This window comes from Streptomyces sp. NPDC005899 (genome assembly GCF_040629645.1).
Classification (GTDB): domain Bacteria; phylum Actinomycetota; class Actinomycetes; order Streptomycetales; family Streptomycetaceae; genus Streptomyces.
The window spans coordinates 1-12,310 of the sequence record NZ_JBEXWB010000079.1 but is presented as its reverse complement, the minus strand read 5'-3'; the positions used below and the strand labels follow the sequence as shown (position 1 = coordinate 12,310).

The following is a 12,310-nucleotide window of genomic DNA, read 5'->3' as shown; positions in this document are numbered from 1 at the left end:
GAACGGCGGAACGGCGGAACGGCGGAACGGCGGAACGGCGGAACGGCGGAACGGCGGAACGGCGGAACGGCGGAACGGCGGAACGGCGGAACGGCGGAACGGCGGAACTGCGGGACGGCGGAACGGCGGAACGGCGGAACGGCGGAACGGCGGAACGGCGGAACGGCGGAACGGCGGGGTCTCCACAAGGAAGGCCAGCTCAGGGGCGATTGTCAGTGGGGCGTCCTACCGTCGTGACCATGCTGCTATCTCACGGGGGAGAAACGTCGCGTGCCGCCGGGCCCTCGGCGCGTTGGACGGTGGAGCAGGTCCTGGCCCTGTCGCCCGACGCGGTGTCGCGTGCCGCGGCGGGCGAGCTCGGCACGCCGAGCCGGTGGTCGGGCGCGGGCTGCCGGGAGGCCTTGGTGTGGGGCGTGTGCGCGGGCAGCGGAGCCACCTCCTACCGCACGGTGGTCGACACCGGAGCACGGTGGTACCGGTGCGAATGCCCGAGCCGGAAGTTCCCGTGCAAGCACGCGCTGGGCCTGCTGCTGCTCTGGGCCTCCGGTGATCCGGTGGTGCCCTCGGGCGCCGTCCCCGACTGGGCCGCGGGGTGGCCGACGGACCGTCAGGGCCAGGCGTCGCCGCGGCCAGGCACCACCGCCGGCCGCCCTGCCTCCGGCCTTGCGGACCCCGAGGCGGCCAGGCGTCGCGCGGAACGCCGCGCGGAGCGGATCACCGGGGGCGCGCAGGAGCTGGAGCAACGTCTCGCCGACCTGCTGCGTGGCGGCCTCGCGGCGGCCGCCGGCCCGGGGCAGCCGCTGTGGGAGGAGACGGCGGCCCGGATGGTCGACGCCCAGGCACCCGGGCTCGCCGGCCGGGTCCGCGAGTTGGGAGCGATCCCGTCGTCCGGCCCGGGCTGGCCGGCACGGCTGCTGGAGGAGTGCGCCTTGCTGCATCTGCTGGACTCGGCGTGGCTCCGGCTGGACCGGTTGCCGGACGAACTCGCGGCGACGGTCCGTACGCGCGTCGGGGTGCCGTCTCCCGCGAGGGGGGCGGTGATACGGGACCGGTGGCAGGTCCTCGCGCAGTACGACACCCCTGACGGCAAGATCGTCACCCGCCGCGGCTGGCTGTACGGCGAGGAGTCGGGCCGTACGGTGCTGCTGCTCTCCTTCGGGGCGGCAGGGCGTGCACCCGGCCATGACCTGCCGGTGGGGGCGACGATCGACGCCGAGGTGGCGCCCTACCCTGGCGGTGGCGGGCTCAGGGCCGACCTCGGACGCCAGTTCGGCACGCCCGCCGTCACGGCGTCCCCGCCTCCGGGCGGCACGCCGACCGAAGCCGTCACCGCGTACGGACGTGCCCTGCGGGACGATCCCTGGCTGGACTCCTGGCCCGTGATCCTGCGCGAGGTGATACCCGTGCCGGACGGGGACGGCTGGCAGCTGGTCGGCGCGCCGGACGGTACCGCCCTGCCGATCGCGCCGTGGGCCCTGGCCCGGCCGGGTCTGTGGACGCTCGTCGCCCTCTCGGGAGGCCGCCCGCTGACAGTCTTCGGCACCTGCGGACACCAGGGCTTCGATCCGCTCGCGGCATGGTGCCGCGAGCGGTCCGCCGAGGCCGTCACCGACGCGGTCGTGGCGCTCCGCTGACGCGGTCGCGCCCACGGCCCCCGCACGCGCCCGCCCTCGTGCACCCGCCCGCGTTTCCGCCCTTGCCCCACGACCGGAGGGACCAGTGATGTCCGCCACCGCCCCCGACTCCCGCTCAGTCCCGCCCGCCGGGGCCGACGGCGCTGTGCCTGCCGCGTGGGACGAGCTGGTCACGTCGGCGCTGCTCGGTACCGACCGGCGTCCGCCCCGCCCGGACGGCGACCAGGCGCACGGCCCGGTGGCGCTGCTGGACGCCGCGGCACTGCACACCGTGCGTCGCCGGGCCGGACTGCGGCCGGCCACGGGGGCCGCGCTGCCTCCGGCGGCTCCGCCCGATCCCCGGCCGCCGCTTCCCGTGGCCGCCCGTCGCCGCCTCGCCCAGCTCCTGGCCGACCGTTCCACTCCCCCTGGCGGGGGGCGGCGGGGGACGGCCCCCGATCTCACCGAGCTCATCCCCCAGTGGCTGGCCACCGCCGGTGCCCGTGGTTTCCGCGCGCCGGCAGAGCTGCTGCCCGCGTTGCTGGACGCCGCCCGGGCACGCAGCGACCTGCGACCCCAGGCGCTGGCGTTCGCCGGGCCGCGCGGGTTGTGGCTGGCCGGCCTGAACCCTGCGTGGAGGTTCGCGCTGCGCGCCTCGCCGAGTGGGGGGCGGCGGCCCGGCACCGACGACCCGGAGGCGGTTCACCGGCTCTGGGAGGAGGGGTTGTTCGCGGAGCGGGTCGCTCTGCTCGGAGCCGTACGGGCGCAGGATCCCGCTGCCGCGCGGGCGCTGCTCGCCTCCACGTGGTCCACCGAGCGGGCGGAGGACCGTCTCATGTTCCTCGACTCCCTGCGAGCGGGGCTGACGGGGGCCGACGAGGCGTTCCTCGAGGAGGCGCTCTCGGACCGCAGTCGCAATGTCCGCGCCACGGCTGCCGAACTGCTGTCCTCGCTCCCGGGGTCGGCGCTCGCCCGGCGGATGGCCGACCGCGCCATCTCCTGCGTGAACCCCGACCGCACGGGCGGCGTCGTGTCCATCGCCGTGGAGGCGCCGCACGAGTGCGACGCCGCCATGCAGCGCGACGGTGTGACGCCGCAGGCGCCATCGGGCCGGGGTGAACGGTCCTGGTGGCTGGGGCAGTTGGTGGAGGTGACCCCACTGGGCGCCTGGCGGGACCGGTTCGGCGGCCGTACCGCTCAGCAGATCGTCGCCCTGCCCGTCGCCGACGACTGGGGCGGCGAGCTCCACGCCGCGTGGTGCCGTGCGGCCGTACGCCAGCGGGATCCCGACTGGGCGCGCGCGCTGCTCGGCACCCCGTCCACACCGCCGGCCAACGGCCCCGGGACGGCGTCGCTGGCTGAGCGGGCACAGCTCCTCGCGATCCTGCCCGCCGCCGAACGGGCGGAGTGGGTCGCCGACTTCATAGCGGCGCACGGGCTGTCCGAGGCGTTCCAGCTGCTGGGAGTCTGCTCCGTGCCCTGGGCGGGGCCACTGGGCCGCTCGGTGGTGGACGCGCTGGACATCGCCCGTGACGCGGGGAGCTACCCCTGGAGCTTCAGCGGCGTGATGGGTCTGTCCGAACGCTGCCTCAACCCTGCCGAGGCGGACCGGCTCGAGGTGCTCACCACCACGCCGGACGAACCGGAAGGCGCGTCACCGGGGGCCGGCGGCTACTGGTCGGAGGCATTCCAGCGACTGGTCTCCACGCTGCGTCTTCGCGCGGCCATGGAAGCGGAGCTGACCCCGGAACCGGCGCCGGACGCGGTCCGGGTGCCGAACGCGGTTGCCGGTCAGGACGTGGGATCCGGGCCGGACGCGATACCCGGGCCGGACGGGGTACCCGGCCCAGGCGCAGTACCCCGGCCGGACGCGGTACCCGGCCCAGGCGCAGTTCCCGGTCCGGGCACGGTCTCGGCGCCAGGCGGGGACCAGTGCCGAGCGCGGTGACACAGCCGACGCCGCCGAACAGCCGGGCGCAGGCGGCCACGCGGCAGCACGCGGCCGCGGAACCGCTCAGCAAAGCCGAGCAGGCCGCGTCCCCGGGTCCGTCGCCGGAGGTCGGCATGCCGACCACCGGACCGCAAGCTCGTACGTGCCGGGAGGCGGATGCAGGGCCTGACACGGGCGCGGAGTGCAAGGGCGGGACACCACCCCGGAACAGGGCGCGCCCCCTGGCCAAGGCCCGGAGCAGGCCCAGGACGCAGCGGGCGCGAGCAGGACGCCGGCAGCCTGGCGCCCCAGGGACCGCAGAGACCTCAGGGACCGTCCAGCCGGCAGCCGCATAGCGCACGGGGCCACGGGGCCGCAGAGCGCACGGGGCCACGGGAACATAGCGCCCCGGAGCCCGGACGGCGTACGGAGCACAGCGCTCCAGAACCTACGGGGCCGGGCCGCCGGGCCGCAGCACCTACGGGCCCCGGATCCTGGACGGCATACGCAGCCCTGGCCGCCACGGATCCTGTGGAACCGACGGCGCCTGAAGGCCGCACCGAGCCGAAGCACGTACGGCACCCAGCGCTCGACCGGCGCCCGGCGCGCGTCCGTCCGGCCCCCGAAGGTGTACGGAGCCCGACGCGCCTACGGAGCCCGAAGGGCGCACGGCTTCCGTTCGGGCCTGCGCCGGCTGGCGGACGTGGGTCTACGGCCGCCGTTCAAGCCAGCGTCAGCTGGCGCACATAGGTGCACGTAGGTGCACGGCTTCCGTTCGGGCCTGCGCCGGCTGGCGGACGTGGGTGTACGGCCGCCGTTCAGGCCTGCGTCAGCTGGCGCACATAGGTGCACGGCTTCCGTTCAGGCCTGCGCCGGCTGGCGTACATGGGCGTGCACCCAGTCGACGATGGAGGCCGTCGTCGCTCCCGGGGTGAAGATCTCCGCGACGCCCTGCTCCTTCAGCGGCGCGATGTCCGCCTCGGGGATGATGCCGCCGCCGAACACCTTGATGTCCTCCGCCTCGCGGTCCTTCAGGAGCTCGATGACTTTGGCGAAGAGTGTGTTGTGCGCGCCGGAGAGGATCGACAGGCCGATCGCGTCGGCGTCCTCCTGGATCGCGGTGTCGACGATCTGTTCGGGCGTCTGGTGGAGCCCGGTATAGATGACCTCCATACCCGCGTCCCGCAGCGCCCGCGCGATCACCTTGGCCCCACGGTCATGGCCGTCGAGGCCCGGCTTGGCCACCACCACACGGATCGGACCGGTCACACCCATCACTGCCTCCACATGCGTTTCCCGTACCGAAAAAGCCGGATGTGAACGAACGTTATCCACAGCATCCCGCACGGTGCCGTTTCGCGGTGCGTGGGGAGGGGGAAATCACACATGGGACAAGTTCGCCGAGGCGCCGCTCCCCGCACCACGCGGTCACCCACCGCTCCGGGAGCGACGCCAGGGGAGCCGCAACGAGGTCGTTCCGTCGCCGCGCCGCCAGCCGCACGGCACGGCGACAGGACACCGGGCCGATCAGAGCCGGAGCCGCCTCGGCAGCGACACCCCGTGTGGGCGTACGGGGCAGGGAGCCGCCTGCCCCGTATGCCGATGCAGGAGGTCGACCGATGAAGGTCATGAGAGCCCTGCACATTCTTCCGCCTATGCCGCACCCCTCTCCGGCACGGCCCTCCTGGCTGTCGTTCGCGCTGGTCAGGGCCTCGGCTCTGGAGTTGGCGATCCTTGCCGGGCACGTCCTTCTCTACCCCTCGGGCATGACCGCCGAGCGCCGCGCCCCTGCGGCTCCCCCCTCCCCCGGCGTCCGCACGCGCCCCGGCGGCGCCTCCGCCGGCGGGGGGACGGGCGGCGGAACCACCGGCGTCCCGCCCCGGGAACCGGCCGGCGCAGGCGGATACATCCGTCCCGCCGATACGCCAGGTGCAGCCGATACGGCAGATACAGCGAATGCGGCAGACACGGCCACGCTGCCGACAGGAGACCCCGGTGGTCACGCCCCCGACGAGCGGCCGCCCGTGGTGCTCCTGCACGGTTTCATCGACAACCGTTCGGTGTTCGTCCTGCTGCGCCGCTTCTTGTCACGGCACGGATGGCACCACGTGGAATCGCTCAACTACTCGCCGCTCACCTGCGACGTCCGCACGGCTGCCGAACTGCTGAGCCGCCACGTCGAGGAGATCTGCGACCGCACCGGACGTCACGAAGTCGACATCGTGGGGCACAGCCTCGGAGGGCTGATCGCGCGGTACTACGTACAGCGCCTCGGTGGTGACCGGCGGGTGCGCACCCTCGTCACCCTCGGCACCCCGCACGGCGGCACGGCGGTCGCCCCCTTGGCGGCCGCGCACCCGATCGTCCGCCAGATGCGCACCGGCTCCGGCCTCATCCAGGAGCTACGCCATCCGGCCCCCGGCTGCCGGACCCGGTTCATCAGCTTCTGGAGCGAGCTGGACAGGGTGATGGTGCCGGTCGAGACCGCGTGCGTCGACCATCCCGACCTGGACGCGGTGAACGTGCGCGTGACCGGCATCGGACATCTCGCGCTGCCGGTCCATCCCGCGGTCGCCGCCGCGATCCGTCAGGCGCTGGAATCCGACGGTGCGGTCATCGATGCCCCGGGAGCCGCCTCCGTCGCCTGAGGTCCCGGCGACGCGCGCCGCGGCGCGACGGGGCACGCCCCCCGGCTCCGGGCCCGGCGAACGCAGCCGGGGGCGGCACCGAGAACCGAACGACAATCGAAAATAGAACCAAGCCTCTTTCCCGTGTCCACCGAAAGGCCGCCGATTGCCCGTTTCCTGAGGGTTCGAAGCCCGCTGAAGATTGTCGTCGCCACGTACTGCCGGGTACAGTCGCGGCCACTGCTTCCCCTGGGATCCTCCGACCGGACCCCGGAACAGGTCCTGCTGCCGAGGCGAGAGAGAAGTTGGTGAACGACCAGCACCCCCACGCCGGGTATGTCGGGTACGACAGCCATTCGACCGGCAGCTTCGACACCGACCCGCTGTTCGGCACCCTTCCGGGCCGGCACGACGACGGTCACCCGACGTACGACGGTGGGTACTCCACCACCTACGAAGGCACCCACGACGGCACCGGCTACACCACCGTGTACCCCGCCGAGACGCATCCGAACACCGGCTCTTGGGACACGGGCGCGCACCAGCAGGCCGGGTACGACGCCTACGGCGCGCAGGCCCAGGCCCACCCCCAGGCGCAGCAGGGTCACGACGAGACCGCCACCTGGGCGCACGGAGCCGGGATCCCGGCCCAGGCCGCCGCCCACGGCCCCGACGCGACGGGCCAGTGGGACACCAGCGGGTGGGCCCCGGCCGGCCAGGCGGACGAGTGGGCGGCGGGCGACACGGGGGCCTTCCCCACCACGACGTTCAGCAGCACCGCCTACGCCACGGGCACGTACACCGCCCCGGTCTTCGGCACCTCCGGTTACGGAGCCACCGACACCGGCGCCTACGACGCCACCGCGTGGAACACCGGCGCCACGCCCGAGAGCGCGGCGTACACCGCCGAACACACGTCGCAGACCACGTACGAACACGGGTCGCCTTCCTACGAGCCGTACGCGTCGGAGCAGCACCTGGCGTACGACACCCAGGCCTACGCAGCGGAACGCCACGAGCCGGAGGCACGGGAGCCGGAGCCCTCCGCCTCGGAGACGCCCGGCGCGCACGAGGACGCGGCTGAGTCCGCCCACGCGGGGCCGGCCGACGTCACCGCCGCGCAAGCCCACGCGTACGACGGTGGGACGGAATACGACGGTGGGACGGAAGACGGTCCGGCCGCCGGCATCACCGGCACCACCGACGTGACGACTTCTCACGCCCCCGCCGCACGCCCTGCGGGCCGTGCCGCACAGCGGGGAGGCAGCCGCGGCCGGCGGCGTACCCCGGCCAAGCGTTCGGCCCTCCTCACCGTCGCGGTCCCCTCCGCATGCGTCATGAGCGTGGCGGGCATCGCCGCGGCCTCCGTGAGCGGCATCGGGGGCGGCGAGGAGCAGAAGGACGACTCCACGTCCGTGGCGGCCGCGGACACCGTCGAGCCGGTCGTCGCCAACAACAAGCTGGACACCCAGCTCGCCAACCTCAGCGCCGATGCCGAGAACTTCGCCGACCGCGCCAGCCGCACGCAGGAGCGCATCGACCTGAAGGAACGGCAGGCCGCGGAGAGGCAGAGGCGCGAGGACGAGGCCGCCCGACGCGAGGCGGCGCGCCCGAAGTTCCTCCTCCCGGTCAGGCAGCACGGCCTCAGCGCGCACTACGGCCAGGCCGGCGTGAACTGGATGTCCGTCCACACGGGCATCGACTTCCCCGTCTCGTACGGCACGCCCGTGATGGCGGCGACGGACGGCACGGTGCGCACCCAGTGGAACAGCGCCTACGGCAACATGGCCATCGTGACCTCGCCCGACGGCACGGAGACGTGGTACTGCCACCTCAGCAGCACCAAGATCCGCTCGGGCACGGTGAAGGCCGGCGACGTCATCGCCTACTCGGGGAACTCCGGCAACTCCACCGGCCCCCACCTGCACTTCGAGGTGAGGCCCGGTGGCGGGACGGCGATCGACCCGCTGCCGTGGCTGCGCGGCCACGGCCTCGATCCCGGCTGAGGACGCACGCGCACCCGGGGCGAGAACCAGGCTGCCGTCACGTCCCCATGGGGCGAGAACCGTCCCCGTGGGGCGAGAACCCGGCCGGCGTCGCGCCCCCGGGCGTGAGCCGTCGTAGACCGGGCACGTCCCCGTGGGGCGAGAACCAGGCCGGCGTCACGCCCCACGGCGTGAGCCGTCGGAGACCGGACGCGTCCCCCGGTGGCAGGCCCCGAGGGACGCGGTTTCGCCCTCTCCTACAGCTTTTCCACCGGCGCGTACCGCAGCAGCAGCTTCTTGGGCCGCTCGTCCCCGAAGTCGACCGTCGCCTTGGCCTGGTCGCCGAATCCCTCCACCGCCGTCACCGTGCCCAGACCGAACTGGTCGTGGGTGACCCGGTCGCCCGCCACCAGCGTGACCACCGGCTTGTCCGAGGCACGGCGGGTCGCGAAGCCCGAGGGCCCGGACTTGGCACGGGCCGAGGAGAGTGACGACGTGATTCCCGACGTCGGTCCCGCCGGTCCCGCCATGGGCCCCTTGCGCTTCCAGTCCATGTGCGCGTCCGGGATCTCCTCCAGGAAGCGCGAGGGCGGGTTGTACGAGGGCTGGCCCCAGGCGCTGCGCATCGCCGCGCGCGTCAGGTACAGCCGTTCGCGGGCCCGCGTGATGCCCACGTAGGCGAGCCGGCGCTCCTCCTCGAGCTCCTTCACCTGCCCCAGGGCGCGCATGTGGGGGAAGACGCCGTCCTCCATGCCCGTCAGGAACACCACCGGGAATTCGAGCCCCTTGGCCGTGTGCAGCGTCATCAACGTGATGACGCCGGAGCCGTCCTCGTCCTCGTCGGGGATCTGGTCCGAGTCGGCGACGAGGGCGACCTTCTCCAGGAATTCGGCCAGGGTGCCCGCGCCCTCCTCCTCGGCGCGCTCCTGCTCGAACTCCAGGGCGACGGCGGCGAGCTCCTGGAGGTTCTCGATGCGGGTCTCGTCCTGCGGGTCGGTGGAGGCCTGGAGCTCGGCCAGGTACCCGGTCCGCTCCATGACCGCCTCCAGCACGACCGCCGGTCCGGCACCGGACTCCACGATCGTGCGCAGCTCCTCCATGAGCGTGTTGAAGCGCTTGACGGCGTTGGCCGAGCGGGCCGCCATGCCGTACGCCTCGTCGACGCGTCGCAGCGCCTGTGGGAAGGAGATCTTCTCGCGCAGCGACAGGGCGTCGATCATCGCCTCGGCCCGGTCGCCGATGCCGCGCTTGGGCACGTTCAGGATGCGGCGCAGCGGGACGGTGTCCTCGGGGTTGGCGAGTACCCGGAGGTAGGCCAGGACGTCCCGGACCTCCTTGCGCTCGTAGAAGCGCACACCGCCGACGACCTTGTAGGGCAGTCCCACGCGGATGAAGATCTCTTCGAAGACACGGGACTGGGCGTTGGTGCGGTAGAAGACGGCGACGTCTCCGGCCTTCGCGTCCCCCGCGTCCGTGAGCCGGTCGATCTCGTCGGCGACGAACTGCGCCTCGTCGTGCTCGGTGTCGGCGACGTAGCCGGCGATCCGGGTGCCGGTGCCGGCGTTCGTCCAGAGGTTCTTGGGCCGACGGCTCTCGTTGCGCTCGATGACGGCGTTGGCCGCGGACAGGATCGTCTGCGTGGAGCGGTAGTTCTGCTCCAGCATGATCGTCGTCGCGTCCGGGTAGTCCTCCTCGAACTGGAGGATGTTGCGGATGGTCGCGCCCCGGAAGGCGTAGATCGACTGGTCCGCGTCACCGACGACGCACAGCTCCCCCGGGGCGTCGGCGGCCTCGCCGGAGGGGCCCACCAGCTCCCGCACCAGCGTGTACTGGGCGTGGTTGGTGTCCTGGTACTCGTCGACCAGGACGTGCCGGAAGCGGCGGCGGTAGTGCTCGGCGACGTCGGGGAACGCCTGGAGCAGGTGCACCGTCGTCATGATGATGTCGTCGAAGTCCAGCGCGTTGGCCTCGCGGAGGCGGGCCTGGTAGAGCGCGTAGGCCTGCGCCAGGGTCTTCTCGAAACCGTCCGCGGCCTGACCGGCGAAGGTCTCCTCGTCGATCAGCTCGTTCTTGAGGTTCGACACCTTCGCCGTGAACGACTTCGGCGGGTACCGCTTCGGGTCGAGGTCCAGGTCGCGGCAGACCAGTGCCATCAGGCGCTTGGAGTCGGCGGCGTCGTAGATCGAGAACGACGAGGTGAAGCCGAGGAGCTTCGACTCGCGGCGCAGGATCCGCACACAGGCGCTGTGGAAGGTCATGACCCACATGGCGTTGGCGCGCGGGCCGACGAGCTGCTCGACCCGCTCCTTCATCTCGCCCGCGGCCTTGTTGGTGAAGGTGATCGCGAGGATCTGCCCCGGGTGGACCCCCCGCTCCGCCAGCAGGTGGGCGATCCGGTGGGTGAGCACCCTGGTCTTGCCCGACCCGGCACCGGCGACGATGAGCAGCGGGGAGCCCGCGTGGACGACGGCCGCGCGCTGCTCGGTGTTCAGCCCGTCGAGCAGCGCGGCCGTGTCGATGACGGGGCGTGGGGCGCCGTCGCGGTAGTAGGCCTCGCGCGGCGGCGGGGGGGTGTCGAAGACATCCCCGAAGAGGCCCTCCGGCACCTGTTCGGGCGCGTGCTCCTCGGGGGGCGGCGGGGGGCCTTCCTGTGCTTGCTGGAGGCCGGTCAGGAAACTGTCGTCAAAGAGGCTGCTCATCGCCTCATGAGTCTAGGCGGCCGCACCGACACACCGGGCCGGTTTGCGCGGGGGAGGTGGTTCCGTGCGCACCGGGCGACCGGCCGGACACGGTCCGTGCGGGTCCCGGCGCCGGTTCGCGCGGCCGGGCCACCGCTCCGCCCAGGTCACGGAAATGTATCGGGCATATCGAACATCAGCCTTCACAGGCGAGCCACGGGTTGGCTAGCGTGCCTCCGACGGGCGGCCGTACACCGTGAGGCGAATCACGCCGCACGGGCGCCCCCGCCGAATCCGTACCGCCCTCACCGGCGCCCGGAACCGGGGACCCGCACGCAGCACCGGGGTGAATCGGTCCCCTTCGACCGGACCGCAGGGCAGCCTTCCGTACCGCCCGAACCCGGCAGCCGCCCCGGTAGGCGGTCCGACGGAAGGAGATGCCGGCCTTGGCATCGCATCGCGAGCCGCGCACCCGCTCGCGCTCGGCCACCCCGGTGTTCGGCTTCACGGCGGCGGCCCTCGCCTCCGTCACCCTGCTGTCCACGCAGAGCGCGACCGCGGCCCCGGCGGAGCCGAAGCCGAGCGTCGAGGGCGTCCGGAAGAAGGTCGACGAGCTCTACCGGCAGGCGGGCACCGCGACCCAGCGGTACGACAAGGCGAAGAGCGCCTCCGCCCGGCGGCGTGCCGAGGTCGACGCCCTGCTGGAGGCGGCGGCCGTACGGGCCGACAAGCGGTCCGGCCCGTCCGGATCAGGTCCAGAGCGTGGCTATGAAGATGTTGACGACGGTCAGACCGCCCACGGCCGCGAACACGCCCTTGTCCACCTTCTCCTCGTCCCGCTTCACGTACACGAGCGCGAGGATCACGACCAGGATCAGCAGCTTGACGCCGATCTTGATGTTGTCGACGCCGTGGTCGGCCGCCTGGTCGAGCCCGACGAGGGCGACGCCGGTGACCAGCATGGTGAGCGCCCCGTGCAGCATCGCGGGTACGAAGCGCGCCGTGCCCGCCCCCATGGCCTTCATCTGGGTCAGGAAGCCGCCCAGGAGGGAGGCGATGCCGATGATGTGCAGGGCCACGAAGACATTGATGAGTACGTCCATGGCCGCACCCTATCCACGGCTCCGCGGGTGCTCCCCGGCCAGGTACGACTTCCCTATGAGCCGGCCGCGCGGGGACGCGCGGCGAGTCCGGAACGGCGCAGGAGCAGCACCGTTCCGATCCCATTCGGACAGCGAAACGTCGCAAGCAGGCAAAAATACGTCATTACACCTCTTCCCCGTGCCCCGGGTTTAGCGTCCCTCCCAGGTGACCGGCTCTCCACCGCCGCCCCGTACCGGGACGGCACACCGGTCGCCCCGCCAGGAGATCCGGTGGCGGGCCACTCCCCCTGCGCCTGCGCCCATCCTCTCCGACGTGGCCATGGTCGCCAGCGGGGTCACCCGCAAGCGGCTGCCGGCGGACAACGAGGTGATCT

7 protein-coding genes, 2 pseudogenes and 1 riboswitch are annotated in these 12,310 nt (G+C 72.8%); of the genes and pseudogenes, 6 read left to right on the top strand and 3 right to left on the bottom strand.

Translation table 11 applies throughout. The features are described 5' to 3' along the window. The first annotated feature begins 239 nt into the window (after window positions 1-239). Window positions 240-1,634, top strand: coding sequence for an SWIM zinc finger family protein (locus ABZ371_RS12610; RefSeq protein ID WP_358677437.1), 1,395 nt, complete (start codon window positions 240-242; stop codon window positions 1,632-1,634). An 88-nt stretch (window positions 1,635-1,722) separates the two neighbouring features. Then, window positions 1,723-3,561 (top strand): DUF5691 domain-containing protein, encoded by a 1,839-nt coding sequence (locus tag ABZ371_RS12605; RefSeq protein ID WP_358677434.1) that lies wholly within the window; start codon window positions 1,723-1,725, stop codon window positions 3,559-3,561. Window positions 3,562-4,404: 843 nt separating this feature from the next. Here ABZ371_RS12605 and ABZ371_RS12600 read toward each other — a convergent pair. Then, window positions 4,405-4,818 (bottom strand): cobalamin B12-binding domain-containing protein, encoded by a 414-nt coding sequence (locus ABZ371_RS12600; RefSeq protein ID WP_358677431.1) that lies wholly within the window; start codon window positions 4,816-4,818, stop codon window positions 4,405-4,407. Window positions 4,819-5,162: 344 nt separating this feature from the next. On the opposite strand from ABZ371_RS12600, the gene ABZ371_RS12595 reads away from it, so the two are divergent. Next, window positions 5,163-6,191, top strand: coding sequence for an alpha/beta fold hydrolase (locus ABZ371_RS12595; protein ID WP_358677428.1), 1,029 nt, complete (start codon window positions 5,163-5,165; stop codon window positions 6,189-6,191). 287 nt (window positions 6,192-6,478) lie between these two features. Next, window positions 6,479-8,176 carry a peptidoglycan DD-metalloendopeptidase family protein gene (locus ABZ371_RS12590; protein ID WP_358677425.1) on the top strand — a complete coding sequence of 566 codons (1,698 nt, stop codon included), beginning with the start codon at window positions 6,479-6,481 and terminating at the stop codon, window positions 8,174-8,176. A 236-nt stretch (window positions 8,177-8,412) separates the two neighbouring features. Here the strand turns inward: ABZ371_RS12590 and pcrA are convergent, their stop codons facing one another. Further along, a complete protein-coding gene (gene pcrA / locus ABZ371_RS12585) occupies window positions 8,413-10,854 on the bottom strand; it encodes a DNA helicase PcrA (RefSeq protein WP_358677422.1) in 2,442 nt (813 codons plus the stop codon). Window positions 10,855-11,123: 269 nt separating this feature from the next. Then, window positions 11,124-11,272, top strand: a riboswitch (cyclic di-AMP (ydaO/yuaA leader). Between pcrA and ABZ371_RS12580 the strand changes: the two are divergent. After that, window positions 11,271-11,537 (top strand): annotated as a pseudogene (locus tag ABZ371_RS12580) (glycoside hydrolase); the annotation flags it as partial. It overlaps the preceding riboswitch by 2 nt. Window positions 11,538-11,582: 45 nt before the next feature. Here ABZ371_RS12580 and ABZ371_RS12575 read toward each other — a convergent pair. Next, window positions 11,583-11,936: a hypothetical protein gene (locus ABZ371_RS12575; protein WP_358677419.1), complete on the bottom strand. Its 354-nt coding sequence runs from the start codon at window positions 11,934-11,936 to the stop codon at window positions 11,583-11,585. 289 nt (window positions 11,937-12,225) lie between these two features. Here ABZ371_RS12575 and cobH point away from each other — a divergent pair. Next, a pseudogene (gene cobH / locus ABZ371_RS12570) lies at window positions 12,226-12,310 on the top strand (precorrin-8X methylmutase); the annotation flags it as partial.